Origin of the sequence: Nocardia sp. NPDC058114 (assembly GCF_042884695.1) — a bacterium.
In the GTDB taxonomy this organism is placed as follows: domain Bacteria; phylum Actinomycetota; class Actinomycetes; order Mycobacteriales; family Mycobacteriaceae; genus Nocardia.
Map to the genome: position 1 here is coordinate 471,015 of NZ_JBHVTK010000001.1, position 23,451 is coordinate 494,465.

25 protein-coding genes are annotated in these 23,451 nt (G+C 64.9%); 15 read left to right on the top strand and 10 right to left on the bottom strand.

Translation table 11 applies throughout. The features are described from left to right. Positions 1-125: 125 nt before the first annotated feature. The 3 genes from ACFVVI_RS02065 to ACFVVI_RS02075 are packed head-to-tail and all read left to right on the top strand — an operon-like array spanning position 126 to position 2,865. Positions 126-932 (top strand): ABC transporter ATP-binding protein, encoded by an 807-nt coding sequence (locus tag ACFVVI_RS02065; RefSeq protein ID WP_378988669.1) that lies wholly within the window; start codon positions 126-128, stop codon positions 930-932. Next, positions 922-1,809, top strand: a complete 888-nt coding sequence (locus tag ACFVVI_RS02070; RefSeq protein ID WP_378988671.1) for an ABC transporter permease — start codon at positions 922-924, stop codon at positions 1,807-1,809. The genes ACFVVI_RS02065 and ACFVVI_RS02070 overlap by 11 nt, the downstream gene beginning before the upstream one ends. Positions 1,810-1,812: 3 nt before the next feature. Continuing rightward, on the top strand, positions 1,813-2,865 hold the full coding sequence (locus tag ACFVVI_RS02075) for an ABC transporter substrate-binding protein (RefSeq protein ID WP_387442533.1): 1,053 nt from the start codon (positions 1,813-1,815) through the stop codon (positions 2,863-2,865). 44 nt (positions 2,866-2,909) lie between these two features. Here the strand turns inward: ACFVVI_RS02075 and ACFVVI_RS02080 are convergent, their stop codons facing one another. The 4 genes from ACFVVI_RS02080 to ACFVVI_RS02095 form a co-directional block, all read right to left on the bottom strand. Beyond that, the gene (locus ACFVVI_RS02080) at positions 2,910-3,674 is read right to left on the bottom strand and encodes an ESX secretion-associated protein EspG (RefSeq protein ID WP_387442536.1); all 765 of its coding nucleotides are present in this window, start codon (positions 3,672-3,674) and stop codon (positions 2,910-2,912) included. Next, positions 3,671-4,816 (bottom strand): hypothetical protein, encoded by a 1,146-nt coding sequence (locus ACFVVI_RS02085; protein WP_387442539.1) that lies wholly within the window; start codon positions 4,814-4,816, stop codon positions 3,671-3,673. The genes ACFVVI_RS02080 and ACFVVI_RS02085 overlap by 4 nt, the downstream gene beginning before the upstream one ends. A 152-nt stretch (positions 4,817-4,968) precedes the next feature. Next, entirely contained in the window at positions 4,969-5,361 is a 393-nt protein-coding gene (locus ACFVVI_RS02090) for a hypothetical protein (protein ID WP_387442542.1), read from the bottom strand. A 25-nt stretch (positions 5,362-5,386) separates the two neighbouring features. Continuing rightward, entirely contained in the window at positions 5,387-5,917 is a 531-nt protein-coding gene (locus ACFVVI_RS02095; RefSeq protein ID WP_379221857.1) for a DUF3558 domain-containing protein, read from the bottom strand. Between the two features lie 564 nt (positions 5,918-6,481). Here ACFVVI_RS02095 and ACFVVI_RS02100 point away from each other — a divergent pair. From ACFVVI_RS02100 to ACFVVI_RS02120, 5 genes are all read left to right on the top strand, one after another. Then, positions 6,482-6,808, top strand: coding sequence for a type VII secretion target (locus ACFVVI_RS02100; RefSeq protein ID WP_387442544.1), 327 nt, complete (start codon positions 6,482-6,484; stop codon positions 6,806-6,808). Then, complete coding sequence (locus ACFVVI_RS02105; protein WP_387444429.1) at positions 6,735-7,427, top strand: colicin D domain-containing protein; 693 nt, start codon at positions 6,735-6,737, stop codon at positions 7,425-7,427. The genes ACFVVI_RS02100 and ACFVVI_RS02105 overlap by 74 nt, the downstream gene beginning before the upstream one ends. 52 nt (positions 7,428-7,479) lie before the next feature. Next, complete coding sequence (locus ACFVVI_RS02110; RefSeq protein WP_387442547.1) at positions 7,480-7,965, top strand: hypothetical protein; 486 nt, start codon at positions 7,480-7,482, stop codon at positions 7,963-7,965. A 242-nt stretch (positions 7,966-8,207) separates the two neighbouring features. Beyond that, on the top strand, positions 8,208-9,098 hold the full coding sequence (locus tag ACFVVI_RS02115) for a DUF6301 family protein (RefSeq protein ID WP_387442549.1): 891 nt from the start codon (positions 8,208-8,210) through the stop codon (positions 9,096-9,098). Between the two features lie 30 nt (positions 9,099-9,128). Next, the gene (locus ACFVVI_RS02120; RefSeq protein WP_387444432.1) at positions 9,129-9,548 is read left to right on the top strand and encodes an Imm50 family immunity protein; all 420 of its coding nucleotides are present in this window, start codon (positions 9,129-9,131) and stop codon (positions 9,546-9,548) included. 623 nt (positions 9,549-10,171) lie between these two features. Here ACFVVI_RS02120 and ACFVVI_RS02125 read toward each other — a convergent pair. Both ACFVVI_RS02125 and ACFVVI_RS02130 read right to left on the bottom strand, forming a co-directional pair. After that, the gene (locus tag ACFVVI_RS02125) at positions 10,172-11,422 is read right to left on the bottom strand and encodes an HRDC domain-containing protein (RefSeq protein WP_387442552.1); all 1,251 of its coding nucleotides are present in this window, start codon (positions 11,420-11,422) and stop codon (positions 10,172-10,174) included. A 22-nt stretch (positions 11,423-11,444) separates the two neighbouring features. Next, positions 11,445-11,996, bottom strand: a complete 552-nt coding sequence (locus ACFVVI_RS02130; RefSeq protein ID WP_378989124.1) for a DUF3000 domain-containing protein — start codon at positions 11,994-11,996, stop codon at positions 11,445-11,447. 317 nt (positions 11,997-12,313) lie between these two features. On the opposite strand from ACFVVI_RS02130, the gene hemE reads away from it, so the two are divergent. From hemE to ACFVVI_RS02145, 3 genes are all read left to right on the top strand, one after another. Continuing rightward, on the top strand, positions 12,314-13,369 hold the full coding sequence (gene hemE, locus ACFVVI_RS02135) for a uroporphyrinogen decarboxylase (protein WP_387442553.1): 1,056 nt from the start codon (positions 12,314-12,316) through the stop codon (positions 13,367-13,369). 93 nt (positions 13,370-13,462) lie between these two features. Continuing rightward, entirely contained in the window at positions 13,463-14,824 is a 1,362-nt protein-coding gene (locus tag ACFVVI_RS02140) for a protoporphyrinogen oxidase (RefSeq protein WP_387442555.1), read from the top strand. Positions 14,825-14,973: 149 nt separating this feature from the next. Then, a complete protein-coding gene (locus ACFVVI_RS02145; RefSeq protein ID WP_387442558.1) occupies positions 14,974-15,564 on the top strand; it encodes an HAD family hydrolase in 591 nt (196 codons plus the stop codon). Between the two features lie 45 nt (positions 15,565-15,609). Here ACFVVI_RS02145 and ACFVVI_RS02150 read toward each other — a convergent pair whose 3' ends face one another. Beyond that, complete coding sequence (locus ACFVVI_RS02150; RefSeq protein WP_387442560.1) at positions 15,610-16,017, bottom strand: MerR family transcriptional regulator; 408 nt, start codon at positions 16,015-16,017, stop codon at positions 15,610-15,612. 55 nt (positions 16,018-16,072) lie between these two features. Here ACFVVI_RS02150 and ACFVVI_RS02155 point away from each other — a divergent pair, with 55 nt between their 5' ends. The 4 genes from ACFVVI_RS02155 to ACFVVI_RS02170 all read left to right on the top strand — a co-directional run bounded on the left by ACFVVI_RS02155 (position 16,073) and on the right by ACFVVI_RS02170 (position 19,984). Beyond that, entirely contained in the window at positions 16,073-17,035 is a 963-nt protein-coding gene (locus tag ACFVVI_RS02155) for an oxidoreductase (protein WP_387442562.1), read from the top strand. Positions 17,036-17,088: 53 nt separating this feature from the next. Next, positions 17,089-17,247 carry a hypothetical protein gene (locus ACFVVI_RS02160; RefSeq protein ID WP_378626730.1) on the top strand — a complete coding sequence of 53 codons (159 nt, stop codon included), beginning with the start codon at positions 17,089-17,091 and terminating at the stop codon, positions 17,245-17,247. Positions 17,248-17,290: 43 nt separating this feature from the next. Beyond that, entirely contained in the window at positions 17,291-17,986 is a 696-nt protein-coding gene (hemQ, locus tag ACFVVI_RS02165; RefSeq protein WP_378988701.1) for a hydrogen peroxide-dependent heme synthase, read from the top strand. A 180-nt stretch (positions 17,987-18,166) separates the two neighbouring features. After that, positions 18,167-19,984 carry a glycosyl transferase gene (locus tag ACFVVI_RS02170; RefSeq protein ID WP_387442566.1) on the top strand — a complete coding sequence of 606 codons (1,818 nt, stop codon included), beginning with the start codon at positions 18,167-18,169 and terminating at the stop codon, positions 19,982-19,984. 3 nt (positions 19,985-19,987) lie between these two features. Here ACFVVI_RS02170 and msrB read toward each other — a convergent pair whose 3' ends face one another. From msrB to ACFVVI_RS02185, 3 genes are all read right to left on the bottom strand, one after another. Then, a complete protein-coding gene (gene msrB / locus ACFVVI_RS02175; protein ID WP_378626732.1) occupies positions 19,988-20,416 on the bottom strand; it encodes a peptide-methionine (R)-S-oxide reductase MsrB in 429 nt (142 codons plus the stop codon). 60 nt (positions 20,417-20,476) lie between these two features. Further along, positions 20,477-21,808, bottom strand: coding sequence for a glycosyltransferase family 87 protein (locus ACFVVI_RS02180; protein WP_378988706.1), 1,332 nt, complete (start codon positions 21,806-21,808; stop codon positions 20,477-20,479). Between the two features lie 84 nt (positions 21,809-21,892). Beyond that, complete coding sequence (locus tag ACFVVI_RS02185) at positions 21,893-23,446, bottom strand: alpha/beta hydrolase (RefSeq protein ID WP_378988708.1); 1,554 nt, start codon at positions 23,444-23,446, stop codon at positions 21,893-21,895. Positions 23,447-23,451: the final 5 nt, after the last annotated feature.

Consider the following 23,451-nt stretch of genomic DNA (forward strand, 5'->3'; position numbering starts at 1 on the left):
GCACAACGCCCGTATCGCTGCTTGCGCCGGTTGTGCGCACAAGCGCGCGCTCTGTGACCCACAACACTTACCTTTCGATAGCGGCCGCGCATCACACCAAGGCGGCGCCGGACACAGGAGCAGCAATGAGCAATCCACTCATCGAACTCCGGGGCGCGACGAAGCGCTTTCCCGGAACCGACGGTGGCATCCACACCGCGGTGAAGAACATCGACTTCACCGTCGCGCCAGGCGAATTCGTCGCGGTGGTCGGCCCGACCGGCTGTGGCAAGTCCACCACCCTCTCCCTGGTCTCGGGCCTCGAGCCCACCTCGGCGGGGCGCACGCTGGTGCGCGGCAAGGATGTCGACGGCATCCCCGACGGCATCGGCTACATGTTCCAGCAGGATGCCGTGCTGCCGTGGCGCAGCGTGCTCGACAATGTCGCGCTCGGCCCGCGCTTTCGTGGCGTGTCGAAAGCCGAGGCGAAGGCGAAGGCCGCCGAATGGGTGCGCATCGTGGGACTTGCCGGATTCGAGGACTATTACCCGCACCAGCTCTCCGGCGGCATGCGCAAGCGCGTCGCACTGGCCCAGACCCTGGTGAACGAACCCGAGATCATGCTCATGGACGAGCCGTTCAGCGCGCTCGACGTGCAGACCCGCCAGCTCATGCAGGACGAACTGCTGCGCGTGTGGGCAGGCACCGACGCCGCGGTGATCTTCGTGACCCACGACCTCGAGGAGGCCATCGCCCTGGCCGACCGGGTCGTGGTGATGACCGCGAGCCCCGCGACCGTCTGCGGTGACTTCCGCGTCACCCTCGAACGTCCGCGCAATGTCGAAGAGGTGCGCCTCACCGAGGAATTCCGCGACCTCTACCGGGAGATCTGGGAAACGCTGCGCGATCAGGTCGAGGCGGCTCGCACGAAGGGAGCGACCCGTGTCGCTTGAGACGATGACCGCGATCGCCGCGACGGCGCCGGAGGTCGAGGCTGAATCCGAGGAGCAGATCCTGGCCCGGGTGAAGGCCAAGAACCGCAAGTCCAAGTTGCGGGTGTGGGGTCTGCGGGCCGCGCTGATCGTGCTGTGGCTGGGATCGTGGGAGCTGGTCGCCAGCGTCTGGATCGACCCGTTCTTCTACTCCAAGCCCTCCCTGATCTGGGATCGGCTGGTCGAATGGTTCACCGAGGGAACGCAGTTCGGGTCGATCTGGCTGCAGATCTTCACCACCGTGCAGGAAGCCGTGCTCGGCTTCGTGATCGGCACCGTCGCCGGCGTCGTGCTGGGCACCTTGCTCGGCCGCAGCCGCTACTGGGCCGACGTGCTCGCCCCGTTCATCAAGGCGCTCAACGCCGTGCCCCGCATCGTGCTGGCCTCGCTGTTCATCATCTGGTTCGGCTTGGGTCTGAGTTCCAAGGTCGCGACCGTGGTGGTGCTGGTGTTCTTCGCCGTGTTCTTCAACGCCTTCACCGGCGCCAGGGAAGTCGACGGCAATGTCATCAACAACGCCCGCATCCTGGGTGCGAGTAAACGTCAGATCCTCGGCTCCATCGTGCTGCCCAGCGCCACGACCTGGATCCTGTCCAGCCTGCACACCGCCTTCGGGTTCGCGCTGATCGGTGCGGTCGTCGGTGAATACGCCGGTGCCAGTAAAGGTTTGGGCCTGCTGATCTCCAACGCCCAGGGCACCTTCGACGCGGCAGGCATCTACGCGGGCATGATCATCATCACCGTGGTCGCCCTGATCGCGGAATCGCTCATCGGCTTCGCGGAAGGGCGCCTGCTGAAATGGCGTCCCTCGCAGGCACAGTCGGGTCACGGGGTGTAGACGATGAGATACCGCAAGCCCTTCGCACTGGCGCTGCTCGCGATCAGTTCGCTGCTGCTGGCCACCGGATGCCGCGATTCGCGGTCCATCCCGATGGCCGACGGCAGACCCCAGATCACCATCATGGTCGGCGGTCTGGAGAAGGTGATCTACCTGCCCGCGATGCTCGCCCAGCAGCTCGGTGCGTTCGAGGCCAACGACATCGACGTGAAGCTGCTCGGCGAGCAGTCCGGCGCCAGCGCCGAAACCGCCCTGCTCACCGGTGACGTCCAGGCCGTGGTCGGCTTCTACGACCACACCATCGACCTCCAGGCCAAAGACCAGTGCCTGCAGACCGTGGTCCAATTCGCTGACGTGCCAGGCGAAGTGGAACTGGTCTCCACCGCCGACGCCGACACCATCCGCTCGCCCGCCGACTTCCGCGGCCGCAACCTCGGCGTCACCTCGCTCGGCTCGTCGACCGACTTCCTCACCCAGGCGCTGGCCGGTCAGGAGGGTCTGAGCACCTCCGACTACACCAGGGTGAAAGTCGGTGCGGGACAAACCTTCATCGCGGGCATGAACCACGACGGCATCGACGCGGGCATGACCACCGACCCCACCGTGGCGAAAATGGTCCAGTCCGGTGACGCGAAGATCCTCACCGACATGCGCAACGAGGAAGGCACCCGCGCCGCACTCGGCGGCCTGTACCCTGCCTCATCGCTGTACATGAAGTGCGACACCGTTTCCGCGCACCCGGAGATCGTCCAGAAACTGGCCAACGCCTTCGTGCAGACGCTGCGCTGGATCGACACCCACAACCCCGACGAGATCGCCGCGAAGATGCCGTCCCAATACGCCGGCAGCGACCCCGCCCTCTACGCGAAATCCATCCGCGACTCGATCGGCATGTTCAACGGCGACGGCCTGATGAAACCCGAAGGCGCCCAGAACGTCCTCCGCATCCTGGGCCGATACTCCCGCAACGTGGCCCCCGTCCGGGACCGCATCGACCTCGAAGCCACCTACACCAACCAATTCGTCGAACAAGCGCACCGAACCCCGGCCCAGTAACCCATCGACCCCTGCCGTGACTCATGGCAGGGGTCGATGCGTGTCTATCGGTAGGCGGGTTCGTTGTCTTCGCGATAGATCGCGATGGCCGATTTCATCAACCGCACCAACGACCCTCGGGCATCGCCGGTATCACCCGGTCGCGCCTCGATCACAGAGCCTCGTTCGGTGACCAGGTAGCGCCCATCCGGGAAATCCATCACGTGGAAGCCCTGTGCGGGTTGTGGCCGGTTGTCCGTCGCGGCGCCCGGATAGCCCGCCACGTATACCAGCGTCGACCGGGGCCGCCCGAAGAAATCATCCGCCTTCTGCTGCGGCGTGCGCCGGTCGGCCGCCCACGGATCGTAGGGTGCTTCCTCGTCGAAGTCGTTGCTGTTCATCGAGAACACGTCCCCGCCCGCCGCCCCCGTCTTCGGCAGCCGGGCAAGGAGCTTGTCGGGCAGCTGTTCGATCTCGAGCATGCTCATCCGGATGTCACCGCCCTCGTGGTCGAGCGGCACCCGCTGCTGTTCCACCAGCACCGCCTGCTGCCCCCGCACCGCCGCGAACGACCGCAACTTCTCCCCGTCGCCGTACCCGGCGAGCTCGAATCGCGCTTCCGGCTCGAGCAGAATTTGCAGCGCCGCGTCCAGCGAGTGGTCGAACATCGGCAGAATCCGCTGGGCCTCGTCCTGCCACAGCCGGTCGTAGTCGTCCACGGTCACCGCGTCCGCCCGCGTTTGCAACGGATAGGGGAGCACATCGCGATCCGCCGCGCGCCACAGCACCGTGAACCCGAGCGCACTGAACTGCCACTGTCCCTGGCTCATGCGCCGATCACCGGTGGCACCGTCTTGGCCCGCTGATCCTCGCTGAGCCCCGTGAGTTCTTCACCGTTCTCCTGATTGATCAGATAGTCCTTCGTCCCGGATTCCTTCTCGTCATCGCCCTTCCCGCCCTTCCCGCCACCGGCACCCATACCGCCCATGCCCGACATCCCGCGGCCCGAACCGGCGGAACCCGCCCCTCCTGCACCGGCACCGCCCTTTCCCGCAGCTGCGCCACCCGGAGTGCCCGGAACGGCCGCTCCTGGCACACCGGAACCCGGTGTCCCCGCACCGGGCGAACCGCCACCCGGAGAACCGCCGGTCCCCATCGGCGTCGTCGACGCGGGAGTGGTGCCGGTCGGTGAAGTCGGCGTGGTCGGCACGGTGGACTGCGGTGTCGTCGCCGCAGGCTCCGTGCTCGACGGTGTCGTGTCGTCGCCGGTGTCGTCGTCGGAGGGGTCCTCCGTCGTCGGCGTCTCGGTGGTCGGCTGTTCGGTCGTGGGCTGTTCGGTGGTGGGCTGTTGCGTGGTCGACTTCTTGTCGGTGGTGTCGTCCTTGCTGCCGTTGTCATCGCCCGGCTTCGAGCCGGTGTCCAAGGGGTTGTACGGCTGGGGGACGAGTGGGACGTCGGTGTCCGCGATCTTGATCGCCTCGTAATAGATGCCCTTGACCACCTCCGCCCCTTCCGATTTCGCGGTATCGGCGTTGTGGCTGTCCATCTTCCAGGTGGGTCCGGGGATGTAGCTCGCGATCCCGCTGAGCGTGGAGCCTTCGTGCGGTTGGACCCGATCCTTGGCGATCTGCATGGCCGACTCGACCACCTTCACCTTCTCGGCCATCATCTGCGCCGACGACAGCAGGTTTCCCGACTTCTCGACATAGTCCTTGATGCCCGCACCGGCGCTGGCTCCCGCGTTACCGGTCCACTTCTCCCCGATCGCTTTCCCGATTTCGGCGTCGTAGGTCTTGAAACCCTGTTCGAGCTTGTTGCGCAGGGTCTCCCAACGGGTGTGCAGCGTGTTGACATCGGTCATCGACATCGCGGAGACCCGCTCGTACAGGTCCGACATCTGACTCGGTTCGTCATACGAGACGACCTGCGGCTTCTGATAGGCGCCGTCGAATTCGTTTTTCAACTCCGCCAACCGATTCCGTGCGATATGCGCGTCCGGGCTCTCGTCCGTCGAGCGGGTCGGCTTGCTACCGTCAGCGTAATCCTTCAACGAGAGGTATGTGCTACCTCCCGGAATGGAGTTGACGACTGCCCTACCGACGACATTGTCCAAGAATGACATTCTTAACCACCACTGGGAAGGTTGGCGCCCTGTGAAGTCAGCGCTTGCGCTTGGGCTACTTGCTGGTCTTGGTACTTGTTCACCGAGATCTCGATGGTGTCGCGGATCAGTGTGAGTACATCGATGTGCTCTTGAAAGGCTGTGTTGAAATCACGTTCGCCGCCAACAGCTTTCATGCCGAGCATCTTCGCCAATTCGTCAGCTGCTCGGAATCTGCCGAGGCCGGAAACCGTTGCGACGGACTGTAAGTCGTTCTTCAACTGGTTGAAAAGGTCGATCTGCTTGTTGCTCGCATCACGGCAACTCGTTGCCACCGAAGGATCGAGGTACAGGCGACCGGCCTTCGCTTCCTCGTTCAGATACTGCCAGCGGGACTTCTCGTCTTCCGAAGCCATGACACCCCCTTGTGTTCGAACGTTTTCATTTAGGAAAGAGTGGAACAATCGCTTCCGCGATCGGCTGTAGCCGTTCGCACGGCGGCACTGCCTTCTCTTTTACGCCGGTGGTGAGTAGATCCAGCTGCGCTAGGCCGGTAGCCGTCGAAAAGGCGATCGAGCAATCTTCGTTCGCTTTGTAGTGGCTCTGCCGAAACTGCACACCGCTGCGCCCGGCGATCACGACGTCCTTGAACTCGATGTTCGTCGGTTTGGCGCGCATTTCGTCGAGTGTGTGGATTGTGGAGTACGCACCGATCCCGAATCCGGACGGGTAGTTCGCGTCATCCCAGCGACAGATCTTCCAGCCGGGCTCTTCAGCGCCGAGGATGCCGGATCGCTCCGATGCCACATCCAGCCCCAAGCTGGTCAGGGTCGAGTCAGGAATCTGGCTGCACGGATCCCACAAGGCTGCGGTGGCCGCAGCCTGGTCGGTAGTCGCACTCGGCTGCGCATTCCCACTCTCGGTGGTGGAACACCCCGCCATAGCCAGCGCCCCACACAACACAGTGGTCACCACCAGAAACCGTTGTCGCACGAGCATCCTCCGTCTTCCCAGCTCACCGAGCCACACCATCGTGACGAGCCCGCACCAACCCCACGGCCGCCCCGAATGCTCCCCGCACCCGGCCACCCGTCGTTCCGCACAGCCTACGACACCATCTCGCCCGGTTCCTCCCGCTGCCCCCGCACCATGAAACCTTCGCAACCCCACCGAGTTCCGCCGTGTCAGAGTTCTGCTGACCCTCTAGAACAACCCACGTCGATGCTCGACGGTCGCGAGTGACGCGGTCGAGCATCGACGACTACCTCCCTGCGCATTCCCGCAAATCGACCAACGAGATGGCACCCCTTCGCACCCTTAGACGCACCGAAGCCCCTTCTGGTTCCATCGATTTCACCGCACATACCAACCTTCTCGTATCCGCTACGCTCGGCGATTGGCACTGCGTGCCGCAGGTCTGACGTACTGGTATTTCCGGTGCATAGGACCTGTTCGATCAGGTTCGACATCGCAGGTCGTGGGCAGGGTGTGCCCGCCGACCCGGGGTGGCATCACACGAGGGGCGGGGCAGCGAAGATGACAAGCGCAGGCGGGGAACTCAGCATCTCCCCGGACAAGATCAGAACCCACGCCAGCAACGTCACCTCGGCCGGTTCGGGGTTGACCGAAGCACTCGAAGCAGCCCAAGCCGTCTCTGCCCCCTCGGATGCGTTCGGGAAACTGTGTGCCTTCCTCGGTCCGTTGTTCGTCGATTCGGTAGAGACCGATGGCATCGACGCGATCCAGGCCGCGATCGATGCTGTCGGCGACACCAGTTCGAACCTGACTGCTGTCGCGGACGCATTCACCACCCGCGACACCACCAACGCCGCAGCACTCAAGACCCAGCAGTCCGGCTTGTAATGATGATAAGAATTATGACGCGCATGCTTCAGATTTCGGCCTCGCCGGCAATAAGAACAATGCCAATAAGGCGGCGTTTACCGAAGCGATGAAGCAACAAATGACGGCTCCGGATACGAAGATTTACCGCTTCAATTGCAGATACCAAGGAACGGCCATCGGATTCATCGACCCCAATACGAACAAGATGGTAATGTTGCGGTCTGACGGCAAGTTCTGGTCGGCTCGGAAGCTGGGAGACCAGCAATTTAAGGGTATCGTTCAGGGGGTTTTCTATGGTAGCCGGAATGGCAAATTGAATTTTTCCAAACGCACTTGGCAGCGCTCCCTGGATGTGTCACCGAATTCGGGCATCGGCGATCAATTGGCACTGATGAGAAGGTTTGCCAGCTGCGAAATTGATGGTGCAGAGTTTGCGCGCAGCTGGTACGCCGCACGGGGTAGATCTCTGGAAGCAAAGGAGCGCGTGCGACCGCCTTTCGAATTCCTGCTGGATCGAGTCTTCTTTGCGCTCGAAGATTACCCGATCGATCCTTTGGATCGGGAAGACGGGGATATCACCGAGGACCAACTTCGCGCCGCAGTCTGCGATGCTCTGGTTCACCTCGATAAACTGTAGGTGGGCGACATGGGTACGGCGCGAATGTCTCCAATGCATGGGAAGTCAAACAATGGTCGAGTTCATTTTCACGGTCCGCGATGACCCTCCAGAGGATGGGTATTCACTAGGCGACCTGGAAGTGCTGGGCAAGTCAGGATCGGTTACTACTCGCGGTCTTGAGCGTCCTGATCAACGTATGATGGTGTATCCCTCCGCCGCTGCTCTCCTCTCTGAGGCTCGATTACTGGCCAGTCGCGGAAAGGGAAATGGGCGATTCGAAGGCTTTGGTTCTATGTTTGTAGTCGAGTTTTCCCTACAGAAGGACCGTGTAGCTACCCGGCACGGGAAGAAGATTATTGATTCCACTCCATTGTCAGATTTTCTTTACACTATCTACGATAGTGTAAGGACTCTGCATGGCCACGGGGTCTTCGCCATTGAAGAAAATCGCAAAATATTGAACCTTTTGGAGAAGGAGATAGATTCATTCGAAGTGTGGCTAACATCCTTCGGAATCAAGCATGAGAAATCCAATGATAGACGGAAGCGTTTTTAGAGCACACTGCCAAGGATTCCATCGCCTCAACTCACCGAAAGAGCGTTTTCGTCTGATGGAAAGTTGACAACAACTGGAAGTTGAATGACAAGTGGGAGCGCGGCATTCTTCCGCAGGACGTTATCGCCGTGGGAAGGTGCGAAATTTAATACCAAGCCGTAGCTTTTCCTGGTTCCAGGACCACATTCTAGACTTGTAAATAACCGACGGATTGAAGAGTTTACAGTGAGGGGTGGATGGGCATGAGCGGCAGCGGTATCATCGGAGTTTACAAAACATATACTATGATATCTCTTGAATCCGTCCTGTGTGCCAATCGATGTTTGGCGGGCGAGGTCAGCTTGGGTGATGTTGCAGTGTATGGACATCGCATCGATGGAGAATTGGAGAAGATAACTGCGCTTTGGAGGGTCGATCATATAAGTTATCTTCGTACGCCGATGGATTCTATACCAGAGGGGTATTCCAATGGAATATGGTTCGTCGGTGACGGTATAGACAAACTTGGCGAGTATATTCACCTCTTCACGGCACCTCCTCGATCGGTGCCCGACATCGGTGTCCTTTCGCGTATGGTCGACATGGCGCGCAAGCGGAGTCTCGAGTCAACTGCCGCCGAGAGAAGGTCAACTAACAGGCGCAAAATCGAGCAAAGGGTCGCCGAGAAGGTTTGCATCGCATCGAAGTTTGATTGGACGTGGACCTTTGACAACATTCGACAGTTCTGCGACATCGTCGGCTGGCACGAAGATCCCGATGCGGGTCACTCGATCGAGCACGGAGGCGATCTGACTACCGACATAGACGTGCGACAGCCTGGGGCGAGTTTGAGTGTCGGGCGCGGTGATATCAGGTACTGCTCGTTCAAAGCTGTTGACACCGTGTTCGCACGCAATGCCGATGATGGCATGGCTGCTGAGCGCATAGTAAAGGAATTCAATTCCCTCGCTGGTGTAATCGAATCGAGGATCGGCCGCCCGCTTTGCCGGCCTGCGGATATGAACGAGAACAGTGAGATGGCTTGGATACTTCCAAAGGTCGTCGTACGCCTTCGTAGATCCGTTCAAGGTGTCAGGGTCTGGATGATCAACCCGCGATATCTGACAGAACTCGACGGCAACCTCAAGAGATAGGTGCGGAAGGTGAATTGGATCGAAGCCCTGGTGGACTCACGTAGTGTACGGGCGATATTCGGAGCAGCCACTCCGTCATTGGAAGGCGTTGTGCTCCATGAGGTTCGCCTGCACCGAGACGGGCCAAGTGTATACCTCCGTTTCGACTTTCGTGAGTTCCCTGTTGATCCGCCGAGGAAATGGAGAAACATCGGTTACAACACAGTGCAGATTGAGCTGAACCTCTATGGCGTCGATAGTGTCGAGATATCGAACCTGAGCACCGAATCCGTGATTGATCTCAATCTATCGACTTGTAACCGCGATGGGAAGAGAGTCGTACATGCTCGGACTTCCAAGAATTCCGCAACCCACTTGGATGTTGTAGCCGGGTCCGTCAGAGTTTCGAAGATATCGGCCTACGTAGGCGATCATCCACTAGTGCCGCATGTACCGACTCGCGGGGAGTAACGCTATGCCGAGATTCTGAGTTTGTTGATGAAGAAGAAATTTGTTATTGGCCTATATTTGGCAGAATTCTATCCCAGATGGAGCGATGAGGTAGGCGAAAATTGTCCATGCAATAGTCGGAATATCGACTTGGCCAAGTTCCTTTGGGGTAGTACGACTGTGCGTAGGGTTGACGTAAAGACTGGATACGGCGCTGTCCTGCCATTGTTTGTGCACTGGAGCGATGGAACAGATCTCGATGCTCTCGATCGGAAGATTATCGATGGTCTTCCATATTTCTTCGACTTTGATGGTGCGCTATTCGGCGCCGACGTCCCAGTTAAGTGCTTCAGCTGTGGGGCGCGATTTGTAGGAATCGTAGTGGAGAACGCCGTCTCGATTGTCGAACACAGGGAAACGCGGTCTCGTGATCACAAGTACGTCGAGTGCTGTCCAGTCTGCGAGAAGCGATGGCGCACTGATGTTCTCGAACTGATCGTGCAGGTTGGGCCAAGTAGCTCGCAGGAAGGGGAGTGACAGGCGAGCCGGTTCAGCTCGTCCGGGAAGTGGGCGAGCTCACCAACGAAAACTCGTCGAATTGGTCTGCACCGTCTCGGCGGAAGTGAGCTCGTTGTAGGTCGGCGTCAGGTGGTCGCCGGTGTCAATGCCTCCGTCAGGGCGGGAACCGCGAGGGTGCGTTGCCATGGGCGCGCACCGCCGGCGAGCAGGAAGGCCTCGATCTTCGCGGACAACTCTTCGGGAGTGCCGACGTTCTTGTAGTCGGGGAGTCCGTCCCAGCAGAGACGACGAACCAGTTCGGGGGACAGGAGGTTCTCTACCGGGATGGAGTGTTCGGTGGAGAGTTCGCCCATGGCGCCGCGGGCGGTGGTGAGGCGGGCGGCGGCGACGGGGTCGCGGCGTTCCCAGCGGTTGACCGGGGGCGGGCCGTCGAAGGGGAGGGTGAGTGGGGGGAGTTGCTTGTCGGGGAGGGTGCGGCCTCGTTCGACGGCGGCCAGCCAGTCGCGCGAGTAGCGGCGCTGGCGGGGGCCGCCGAAGACGGGGAGGGTGCGCAGTTGGGCGATCGAGCGGGGTTCGCTGGTGGCGGCGGTGACGATGGCCGAGTCGGGCAGGATGCGGGCGGGGGCGACGTCGCGGGCGCGGGCGAGTTCGTCGCGGGTGGTCCACAGTTCGCGCACGATCGCCAGTTGACGGGTGCGGCGCAGGGTGTGGATGCCGGAGGTGCGGCGCCAGCGGTCGGCTTTCGGAGCGGGCGGGTCCATGGTGCGGACGTGCTCGAATTCCTCTGCGGCCCAGTCGAGTTTGCCCTGGGCGTCGAGGTCGGCGGCGACGGTGTCGCGGAGTTCGAGGAGTAGTTCGACGTCGAGGGCGGCGTAGTTGAGCCATTCGTCGGGCAGCGGGCGGCTCGACCAGTCGGCGGCGCCGTGGCCCTTGCGCAGGGAGCGGCCGAGGAGGTTTTCGACCATCGCGGCCAGGCCGACGCGTTCGTAGCCGGCGATGCGGCCGCCGAGTTCGGTGTCGAACAGGCGGGCGGGGCGCAAACCCAGTTCGGCGAGGCCGGGCAGGTCCTGGTCGGCGGAGTGCAGGACCCATTCGAGGTCGTTGATCGCCTCGGCCAGCGGGGTCAGCGCGTCGGTGACGGGAATCGGGTCGATGAGGAACGAGCCCGCGCCCTCACGGCGGAGCTGGATCAGGTACGCCCGGGCCGAATAGCGGAAACCGGACGCGCGTTCGGCGTCGACAGCCAGGGGACCGGTGCCCGCGGCGAGGGTTTTGGCGGCCGCGGCGACCTCGTCGGCGGTCGCCAGCACAGGTGGAACCCCCTCGGCAGGGGCGAGCAGGGGCTCTGCTGCGGTGGGTTCCTCGGCGACCGACATAAACGTGAACTCTACGTGGCGATCAAGGGCGATCGGTGCGGGTATAGGACTCCGGTCGTAAATGAGTGACCCCGGCGGGGGGTAACCCGGCGGCGAAGGCCAGCACTTCGCAGAATGCCTCGACGTGTCGGCGCATCTCGGTGGTCGTGGCCGTCCACGACGCGCGCAGTTCGAGCTGGTGCGCGCGGGGTGGGCCCGCGATATCGCCATAGCGGACCGAACTGGTCGCGGTGACCGTGCCGCCGAGGGCGGTGAACGCTTCGCCGCGCGATTCGAGGGAGTCGACCAGCCAGCTCCACGCCACCTCGGGTAAGAGGGGGTCGGCGGCCAATGCGGCGTCGATGTCGGCCTGGATGTAGGCGACGAGCCGGAACACACCGTTCCAGGCCTCGTCGCCGTCGGGGTCGTGAAGCAGGATCAGCCTGCCGAACGCGTCGCCCTCGGAGTCGGTGGGCACCACCGGACTGTCGGGGTGGATGACCTCCGCCCCGAGCGCATAGGAGAACGGCGCCAACCGTTGCGGGGGACGGATCGGCGCCAGCTCGATTCGGGGGTGCACTGTTGCGGTGCCCATCGCATCGACCGCCGCCCGAAAAGAAGCAGGCTCGCGGGGCGTTCCCCCGGTCGGTGCGGCGCCGTCGCGGATGTCGAGCGGTGTCACGAGGAGGAACGGTAGACCGTGGGTGCCCGGCGCCGTCGGAGGCGCGCCGCCGTGCGCGTTGCGTGCGGGTCGCGTTGCGTAGGGTGCATTCTCGGCGTCGGCGCGATGCACGATGTGCGATGTGAGCGGGGTCGGCGGGTATCGACGACTCGACCGGTGGAACGTGTGGTCGGTCCCACACCCGCCGGGGCGTGAGGTTCCCGCGGGCTCGGCGCTTAGGATGAACGGCGATGAGCACTTACACCCGCCGCCGGTTGACCGATGCCCCTTTCCTGGCCGCCGCCACCGGCGCGACGCCCAGCAGGCGCCCGGTGTGGTTCATGCGTCAGGCCGGCCGGTCGCTGCCGGAGTACCGGGAACTGCGCAAGGGCATCGGCATGCTCGAGTCGTGTTTCGACCCGGAGCTGGTGTGTGAGATCACCATGCAGCCGATCCGCCGCCACGGCGTCGACGCGGCAATCCTGTTCTCCGACATCGTCGTTCCGCTCAAGGCCGCGGGGATCGACCTCGACATCGTGCCCGGTGTCGGCCCGGTCATCGCCTCCCCGGTGCGCACCGAAGCCGACGTGCGCGCGCTGCCGCGGCTGCGCCCCGAAGAGGTCGGCGCGGTCACCGAAGGCGTGCGACTGCTCACCGGCGCGCTCGGCGACACCCCGCTCATCGGTTTCGCGGGTGCCCCGTTCACCCTCGCCTCCTACCTGGTGGAAGGTGGGCCGAGCAAGCAGCACGAGCGCACCAAGGCGATGATGCACGCCGACCCGAAGACTTGGCACGCCCTGCTCGGCGCCCTGACCGACATCACCATCGCGTTCCTGCAGGCCCAGTTGGCGGCCGGGGTCGACGCGGTGCAGCTGTTCGATTCCTGGGCGGGCGCGCTCTCGCTGGCCGACTACCGCGAGTACGTGCTGCCGCATTCGGAGCGGGTGTTCGCCGAGGTGGCCTCGGCCGGGGTGCCGCGCATTCACTTCGGCGTCGGCACGGGCGAACTGCTGGGTGCCATGGGTGAGGCCGGTGCCGATGTGGTCGGTGTCGACTGGCGGGTGCCGCTCACCGATGCGGTGCGCCGGGTCGGTGCCGGAAAAGGCTTGCAGGGCAATCTGGATCCCGCGATCCTGTTCGCCGGGTTCGACGCTGTCGAGGCCGAGACGCGGCGGATCGTGCGCGAAGCCGACGAGGCGATCACGCTCGGTGCGACCGGGCACATCTTCAACCTGGGCCACGGCGTGCTGCCCGACACCGATCCCGGTGTGCTGACCGCCCTGGTCGAGTTGGTGCACTCCCTGTAGCTTCGGCTCACGAACCAGACGCGCTGGTGACCCAGCCGACATCGGAGCCGGTGCGTCGCACCGGGCGACGTGTCGCACGGCTACGGTCGGTACATGCGGATCGCGGTTATCGGGGGCGGAATCAGCGGGCTCGTCGCGGCTTATCGGTTGCGGCAGCGGTTGGGGGAGGACACCGACATCGTCGTGCTCGAGCAGAGCGGACGGGTCGGCGGCGTGCTGCACACTCGTGAATTGTCCGGGGGGCCAGTAGATCTCGGCGCCGAGGCCTTCGTGGGGCGCAGGCCCGAGGTGATCGAGTTGATGAGCGAACTCGGCCTGGCCGACCAGTTGGTGCGGCCCGCGGGGAAACGGCCGCTGATCTGGGCGCAGGGGTCGGCGCATCCGTTGCCGGGGCGCACCCTGATGGGGATTCCGTCTGATGCCGAGTCGCTGCGCGGGCTGGTCGACGATGCGACGCTCGCCCGGGTCGCCACGGAGCCGGAGCGGCCGCTGCGCTGGGATCGAGGCTGCGACATCGACGTGCAGACTCTGGTGGGTGACCGGTTCGGCAGGCAGGTGGTCGAGCGGAGCGTCGATCCGTTGCTGGGCGGGGTTTATGCGGGAATCAGTGCTTCGATCGGTGTCCGCGCCGCGTTACCCACTCTTGCCGCAGCGCTCGACGACGGCGCGTCGAGTCTTACGGAGGCTGTGGGTGCGGCGATGCCCGCGCCCAGCTCGGACCCGGTATTCGGTGGGCTACGCGACGGCTACGGAGCCCTGCTGGCCGCATTGACCGAGGCTTCGGACGCGCGTTTCGTCGCGACCACGGCCGCGACCAGAATCGCCCGCGGACCCCATGGCTGGGTGGTCGACCCGATCGGCGCCGTCGAAGGTGTCGTCATCGCTACGCCCGCCCCGGTGACCGCCCGCCTGCTGCACTACGTGGCGCCCGAGGCAGCCCGAGCCGCCGCGGGCATCGAACTGTCCTCGTCGGCGCTGGTCGCGATGGCCCTGCCACGCGACACCGCGCTACCGGACAACTCCGGCATCCTCGTCGCCACCGGAGAACCCTTGCGCGCCAAGGCGTTCACCCTGTCCAGTCGTAAATGGCCTCATCTGGCAGAGCGTGACGTCGCGCTGGTCCGCGCCTCCTTCGGCCGGCTCGGCGACGACAAGCCGCTCTCCTGGACCGACGACGACCTCATCGCGGCGGCTGTCGCCGACCTGTCCACCGTCACCGGCATCCCGATCACCCCGATCGAAGCGGTCGTCCAACGGTGGCCCGGTGGCCTTCCGCAGTACGCCCCCGGCCATACCGAGCGGATCGCGGCTCTCGAGTCGGCTATCGCCCCCCTCGACGGCATCGCGGTAGCGGGCGCCTACCTGCACGGCGTCGGTGTTCCCGCCTGCGTCGCGTCGGGAACCGCCGCCGCGGAACGCGTGGCTACCGCATACATCGCCAGCACGCAGAGCTGATCCCGATGCCGGCGGCGACCGGATATATGTGGGCCGATCCATTCCGGTACCTCGCTCCGGCCCGGCTTCGTGGCGTGTCCTCGGCGGCAGGCGATACCGGCGCCGCGTGATCGCTGTGAGTCACCCCGTGGCACAGGCAGACTGGGACGATGCAGAGATTCGAAGCGGTGCTGTGTGATCTGGATGGCGTGCTCCGTCAATTCGACCACGACCGTCAGTGCGACATCGAGGAGCATTACGGGCTGCCCGTGCTGGCCACCGCCTTCGCCCCGGAACAGATCCGCCCGGCCATACTCGGACAGATCACCGCCGAGCAGTGGCTGGCTTCGATCACCGCCGCGCTCGGCGGTCACCCCGATGCGGTCCGGGCGGTCGACGCCTTCGCCGCCGTCGACTTCTGGGTCGATGAGCAGGTCAGGGATCTGCTGACAGAGGTCCGCGCCCGCGTCCCGCTGGTCCTGGTCACCAATGCGATGGACAACCTCGACATCCATCTGGCCCGGATGCGTCTCACCGATTTCGCCGACACCGTGATCAGCAGTGCGGCCGTCGGCATCGCGAAACCGGACTTGCGCATCTACGAGATCGCTGCTGAAGCGGCCGGTGTCGCACCGAACCGCTGCGTGTTCATCGACGACCGGCCGGAAAACGTCTCCGCCGCACGGTCTCTCGGCATGACCGGCATTCACTACCGAGGGATCGAAGATCTGGCGGTACTCAGTGTGAACGGCGGAAGCTAGTCGTGGCCGGCCGCGCAGCTGCCACGGAACAAACATCGCCGTCTGTCAGCTCGGTGGCTCGGGGGACCAGACTCCGACCGCGGTGCCCTCTTCGACATGCTTGCGATAGGTGACGACCTTGTTGTGGATCACCTCGAGGTCGGCCGCCAGCTCGGCCAGCCTGTCACGGACGGACTGTTCGTGAGCCTCGAGCAACGCCAGTCGCTCCTGCTCGTTTCCCGGTCCCGAGCGAACGAGCCCGGCGAAGACTCGCAAGGTCGCGATCGGCATGCCGGACTCGCGGAGGCGGTTGCAGAGCAGGAGCCATTCGACGTCGGCCGGTGCGTAGACGCGCTGTCCACCGGGAGACCGGGGGATCGGGCGCAACAGAAGTTCTTCCCGTTCGAAGTATCGCAAGGCGTGCACCCCGAGGCCGGTGGCCCGCCCGACGTCACCGATAGACAGCTCGTTCATCTCGTGCGTCCTCACAGCTTGACCTAGATCGCACTCTAGATTTTACCGTCAGCGCATGGCGATCACAGAGCAGCACAGAATCGGTAGCGGGTTCGGACCGCGCAGCACGGTCGGCGAAGTCGTCGACGGCGTCGACCTCACGGGAAAGACGGTCCTGGTCACCGGTGGTTATTCAGGTCTCGGCAAGGAGGCCACCGCGGCGTTGGCGCGTGCCGGGGCGCAGGTGGTTGTGCCGGCCCGCCGGGTCGAAGCGGCGCGAAAAGCGTTGTGCGACGTCGATAACGCGGAGGTCGATGAACTCGACTTGGCCGATCTCGACAGTGTGCGGGTGTTCAGTGAACGCTTTCTCGACACCGGCCGGAGCATCGACGTCATCATCGCGAACGCCGGGGTGATGGCCTACCCATGCCGGGATGTCGGGCCGGGCTGGGAAGCGCACTTCGCGATCAATCATCTCGGGCACTTCGCACTGGTCAACCGTTTGCGTCCGGCGCTGGCCCGGAGCGGGGCTCGTGTGGTGGCGGTGGCATCGTCGGGCCACTTCCTGTCCGATATCCGCTGGAACGACCTCCATTTCAGCCGCGACTACGACAGCTGGAGAGCCTACGGTCAGTCCAAAACCGCCAACGCACTGTTCGCCACCCACCTCGACGCGATCGGCGCGGCGACGGGAATCAACGCGTACTCGGTGCACCCGGGCAGCATCCTCACGCCACTGCAACGCCGTATCCCCCGTGCGGAACAGATCGCGCAGGGCTGGATCGGCAGTGACGGTAGTCGGGCCGAGGGCTTCAAAACCCCGGCGCAGGGGGCGGCGACAGCAGTCTGGGCGGCGACTGCCGCACCGCTCGCGGGGCACGGCGGTGCCTATTGCCAGGACTGCGATATCGCCGAAGTCGCCACCGACGACGACATGCTCGCCGGCGGCGTGAAGCCGTGGGCCGTCGACCCCGCTGCCGCCGCCCGTCTCTGGACCCTGTCCAGTGAGCTCACCGGACTCGACAGCTTCTCCGGCTGACCAGCGGCGTGTCAGCGGGCATCGGCGATAGCGGTACTGCATGATCGCCCGCTGTGACCATTGCCGGTGAGCAGCGCAACGAGCGAAGCCTGATTCTCGATCCCGATCTCGGTCCGGTCGAACTTCACGACGGTGAGGCGACGACGGTGACCTCGGTGTTCGGCAGTGACGAGTCGTCGCCGTGGCGGGCGAGCAGACCGGTTGGGGACTGAGCCCCGACCGCGGGCGAAAACGCCGCAGTGGCACCATAGATCCATGGCGCGACTCGACTACCAGGCTCTCAACTCCACCATTCGCTACCTGATGTTCTCGGTGTTCCAGGTTCAGCCGGGCGTGCTCGGTGAGGACCGGGCGGGGGCGATCAAGGAGGCACAGGAGTTCTTCGACGGACTCGCCGACAAGGGCGTGGTGCTGCGCGGGATCTACGACGTGGCGGGGCTGCGGGCCGACGCCGATTTCATGCTGTGGACACATGCCGAGCGGGTCGAGGACCTGCAGGCCGCGTACTCCGATTTCCGGCGGACCACCGAGCTGGGCAGGGCGAGTGCGCCGGTCTGGAGCAATGTGGCGGTGCACCGGCCCGCGGAGTTCAACAAGAGCCATATTCCCGCGTTCCTGGCAGGCGAGGACGCGGGGAACTACATCTGCGTCTACCCGTTCGTGCGGTCCTACGAGTGGTACCTGCTCCCCGACGAGGAGCGGCGCAAGATGCTCGCCGATCACGGCAAGGAAGCGCGCGGATATCCGGACGTGCGGGCCAACACCGTGAGCTCGATGGCGCTGGGCGACTACGAGTGGATCCTCGCCTTCGAAGCCCCCGAACTGCACCGGATCGTGGACCTGATGCGTGACCTGCGGGCCACCGAGGCGCGGTTGCACGTGCGCGAAGAGGTGCCGTTCTTCACCGGTCCGCGCGTCGAGGTCGAACAGTTGCTCACCGCACTGCCGTAAGCGGCGCAGACACCGAAGGCCCTCTCGTGGAGAGGGCCTTTCTCCTCGGCCTGGTATCGCCGCGGTCTCCCACTCGAGTATCGTGAGCGGGCCGATTGTGGCGTTGAGGGTGAGAGAGATTCGCGCGTGGTATCAGGGTGGGGAACGGATCGAACCGAAGAGGGTCGATCCGGCACAGCAGTGACCGATCGAACCGCACCGGAAACGGTCGAGTCGCGGCGAACTCCGGTGCAGTGGCTGCGCTCGGCGCGCACCGACCTGATCGTCGCCGGTTGCTACCTGTCGCTCGCGGTCTTCGTCCTCGCCGGGCTGTGGTGGAACCCGAGCAGTGGTTACCTGAGCAAGAGTGATCAGGACCAGACGCTGTACGAGTGGTTCTACGCCATCGCCGCGCGAAACCTCACCCACCTCGACAGTCCGTTCAGCACCGAGCTGCAGAACTATCCCGACGGCATCAACATGATGGCCAATACCCTCATGTACGGCTGGGGGGTGCCGTTCACCCCGATCACGCTGCTGTTCGGGCCCACCGTCACCTTCGTGTCGGCGCTGACATTCGGCCTGTTCAGCACAGCGTTCGCCTGGTACTGGGCATTCTCGCGCGAGCTGGTGAGCTCGAAATTCGCCGCGGCCATCGGCGGATTGTTCTGCGGCTTCGCACCCGCGATGATCGCGCACACCAACGGGCACGCGAATTTCGTCTTTCTGGTGTTGCTTCCGCTCATCGCTGTGCGGGTCATCAGGATGGCAAGGCACGCGGAGAACACCGTCGGGTCGCGACCGGTCTGGCAGCCACGCGCCGCCGTCGCGCTCGGACTGCTGGTCGCGCTGCAGCTCACGCTGGGTGAGGAGCCGCTGCTGATCTTCGCGCTCGGCTTCGCGGCCTTCGCCCTGGCCTACTTGCGCACCCCGCGTGCCATCGCGCGCACAGCGCGCGCGGCGGCCCCGTCGATACTGCTCGCGGCGCTGATCACGCTGACGCTCACCGGTTTCGGGCTGTGGTGGCAGTTCGCCGGACCGCAGTCGTATCGATTCGTGGGGATCGGCCGGGTCGGCAACGACATTCTGTCGCTGGTGCAGTTCTCGCCGGAATCGGCGGGCAGCATGTTCTCGTTCGGCCCCGATGTGAGCATCAATCCGACCGAGGACAACACCTACTTCGGTTGGCCGCTACTGCTGCTCGTCGCCGCGGCCGTGTGCTACCTGCGGCGTGAGCGCATCGTGCGGGCCGCCGTGATCGTCGGGGTGGTGTTCACGACGCTGTCGATGGGCATTGTGCTGTCCTTCGACGGCGTCGTGCGTTTCGGCGAGGGTGAGTATTCGATGATTCCGATGCCGTGGCTGGCCTTCGGATGGATCTCGCCGCTGAACGGGATGATCGAATCGCGGTTGGCCATGATCGCCATTCCGGCCATCGCGATAGTCCTGGTCCTCGGCACTCAGCGGGCGATCGAATCGCTGCGCACCGCTGCCACGCGGCGGCGACCCGTTGCCTGGTTCTGCGCCCTGGCCTTCGCGCTGCTGCCCATCGCGCCGACCGTGCTGCCCGTCACCGAACGCCCCCGGACGCCCGCGTTCTTCGCCGACGGCACTGTGCGGCAGTACGTCTCGGACGGCTCGGTGGTGATCGTACCGCCGCCCACCTCGGGAGATTCGATCGCGCTGCGATGGCAGATCGACGCCGACTTCGCCTTCCCGCTCGTCGGCGGCTACTTCGTCGGCCCGGTCGGCGCGGACCGTGGGGCCGGTTATGGCGCCGACCCCCGATCCACCGCCGTTCTGCTCATGCTGGTCCGCAAGACCGGTACGGTTCCGGTCATCGACCGAGCTCGGCGCGAGCAGGCCGTCGCGGACCTGCGTTACTGGGGCGCCGATGTGCTGGTGCTGCCGCCGTCACAGAGCGATGATGCCCTGCGTCGCACCGTGGACGACCTGCTCGGCGTACCGGCCGAGCAGGTGGGCGGTGTGTGGGTGTGGGACGTGCGCGGTCTCGTGTGACCGCTATTCGGCGGCGGGCTTCAGGCGCAACGAGATCGAGTTGATGCAGTAGCGCTGGTCGGTGGGCGTCGGGTAGCCCTCGCCTTCGAAGACATGCCCGAGGTGGCTGTGGCAGTTCGCGCAGACCACCTCGACCCGGCGCATCCCCAGGGTGTCGTCGGGCTTGAGGATCACCGCGTCGGAATCGGCGGGATCGAAGAACGACGGCCACCCGCAGTGCGAGTCGAATTTCTCTGTGCTGCGGAACAATTCGGCGTCGCAGGCACGACAGGTGTAGACGCCCTCGGTCTTGGTGTCGGTGTATTCGCCGATGAACGGACGCTCGGTGGCGGCCTCGCGCAGGACCGCGTATTCCTCGGGATCCAGTTTCGCCCGCCATTGCTGCGGCGTCAGCTGGATGCGCGGCGTGGGCAACGAAGTATCGGAACTCATGGCTCCACGCTAATGGTTTCGGCCGGTGCGCGCCGTGAGCGGTGCGTCACCGGCCGGTAACTACTTGAGCGCGGGCTCGCGATCCTCGACCGGCGCCACCGGATCCTCGCGGGGCGGCGCAGTGTCCTCGACCGGTGCGACGGGCGCGGGCTCATCGGTGCCGTCCCGCGAATCGGGCGCACTCTCGATCCACGTCGGGTCGATTCCGAACTGCAGCCTGCCCTCGCGACGCGCCGCCAGATACCGGTCGCCGAGCACGCAGAACACGACGATGAGCAGCAGGCCCCACCCGAAGGTCACCCGCAGGTATTCGAGATTGCGGCCGACGCCCTGCCAGCGATCGGAGAGCCACTTGTCGTAGGTCATGAACCCGAAGATCGCCAGCCACGCGGGCCAGTTACGCAGGACGGAATTGCGCAGTACCACGGTCATCAGGAACGGGAAGACCATCATGGAGTAGTACATCTGGCCCAGCGACGGCAGCAGGAACCACGCGGTGAGCAACACCCCGGAGAACGTGGTGACGAAGAACAGTTCGTCGTGGCGGTAGTAGCGCCACAGCAGCCACAGCGATACCGCGACCACACCGGCCATCAGGACCTTGACCAGCAGGATCAACCATTCGGGCAATCCGTAGTAGAGCCCGTTGCCACCCACCGAACTGTTGAAGTAGTCGCGGGTCTCCGCCAGATAGGGCATCACGTGGGTGAAGAACTTCTCGGGGTCCGCCGACAGTGGCCAGGCGATCGCGGTGAGCACCAGCGGCACACCGAGCGCGGTGATGAACACCTTCCACTGGCCGCGAACGGCTGCGACCAGCAGTAACGGCGCCAGCGTCGGTTTCACCGCGATGCTCAATCCCAGCGCCACGCCTGCCCAGAGGTCCCGGCGCGCCAGCAGCAGCGTGATGAACGCCAACTCGGCCAGCAGCAGGCAGCCGTTGACGTTGGTGAAGACCAACGTATTGGTCACCGTCTCGGAAGCGAACATCGCCAGCAGCAGCGCGGGCGCGGCGATGGAGCCCAGACCGAACTTGAACAGGCGCAGCAGCAGATACCAGGCGAGCAGAATCGCCACGGCGTTGAGCCCGATGAACAGCCAGCGTGACAGCTCGTAGTCGATGATCGCGACCGGCGCGATCAGCAGCGTTCCACTCGGATAGTAGAGATAGTGCGGGTCGACCGACGAGAAGTCGGCGGTGTACAGCGGCCTGCCGTTCAGGAACTCGAACGAGGCGTTGTACACAGGCCGGTAGTCGTCGGTGACGAAACCGTTGATCGCCTTGATGAAGACGCGGTTCAGCACCATCATGACCGCGAAGGGCCAGAGCGCGAACTTGATCACCTCGGCGGAGGTGCGAGCGGTACGGGGCTCGAGCTGTCGGAACAACACTGGGGCACGGTACACCGAATCGGGTTGCGATGGTGTCGCCGGACCCGTATGACGCGCCGGAACCGGATGGTTGCCCCGACCGGATCAGGCCGGGCAGGCACCGCCGTCGGCGGGCAGTTTGCCCTCGGCGAGGTAGTCGTTGACGGCCTTCTGCGCGCACCCGGAGTGGGTGACGACCGGATGGCCCCAGCCCTGCCAGGTCATCGTGGCATGCCGAGCGCCCGCCGAGCCGAGCGCACCGGTCACCGAGGCGGCCGCCCCGCCGACGATCGGATCGGCGGCACCGGCGAACACCAGCACCGGCAAGTCGAGTTTCGTCGGCAGCGGCGCCGCGGTGGAGACCGGCCAGGCCGAGCAGACCATCAGCCCGATGGCGGCATTGCGCCCGAATACCGGATATTTGCTCGCCCACGTCTCGCTGAGTTCACGGGCCTTGTCCGCGGTCGGGGGCTGCTGGCTGTCGGTGCACCGGTTCACGAACTCGCCGTCGGAGGTGATCGCGGCGGCTTCGCGCACGACCATCGCCGACAGTGGTCCGCGATCGCCACGGTCGGCGGCGGCGAGGATGTCGGCCATGGCGGTGACCCGATTCGCCTGGTCGCCGCGGGGACTGGACAGGAAACCGGTGAGCGCGGTCGACAGGTCAGCGGCCGAGATCTCGCCGAGCCCGCCGCTGTTCGCCTTGTTCATCAGCGCCACGATCGCCGCCCGCGGATCGGCGCCGAGTGCGCAGTTGGCGGCCTTGCAGCGCTGCGCGAACGCGGTGAGGGCCGCTTCGGCGCCGGTGACCCGCGCCTCGGCCATGGTGGTGGCGTCCGCGCCGACGGGTTCGGGGGCGTCGAGCACGAGGCGGGCCAGGTGGTCGCCGTAGCGGCGGGCATAGCTCAGGGCCACCTTGGCGCCGTTGCCCGCGCCGAGCACGTTGATCTTCTCGACCTGCCATTGTTTGCGCAGCTGCTCGATGTCGTCGGCGGCGTGCGGCGCGTCGAACGTGCCCTCGTAGGGCTGCAGGAAATCGCGGCAGGCGATGGTGGCGTCCTGGCTGAAGCCCGCGACGGCGCCGACCTGATCGGCGCTGCCCACCCCGGTCTGTCCGAGGTCGGTCATCACCGCGCGCAGCTGCGCCGGAATGCAGTCGATGGGCTGGGAGGCGCCGATGCCGCGTCGATCCACCGCGACGATCGGCTGCGCGGCCAGCAACGCGCTGTTGGGCCCGATCGCCAGACCGGCCAGCGTCGAGGCCGACGAACGGTCCGAACCGGAGGTGAGCACCAACGGGGCCGCATCGGTGGGCGTCTGCGGCAGGCGAGCACGCAGGGCGCCGGCCCGGAACGTGCCGAGCACGGTGCCCGCGGTATCGATCGGGGTCGAGAACTCGGCGCACTCGAGGACCAGACCCGCCGGAGCGGCGCCGAAGTCGAGCGAACTCAACGTGGCCGCGGTGCAATCACGCCAGGCCAGATCGGTTTTGGGCACCTCGGCCTTGGCCAGGTCCTGCGGCGCGGGCGCTTCGGTCTGCGCGCCGCCTGCCCCGGGACGCTCGACGGCGACGACGGGCCGATCCGACGGCCCGGCCCCACAGCCCGCGAGCATGATCGACAGTGTCGCGGCCGTTGCCGCGGCCCGAGTCCAACGCATGCGCT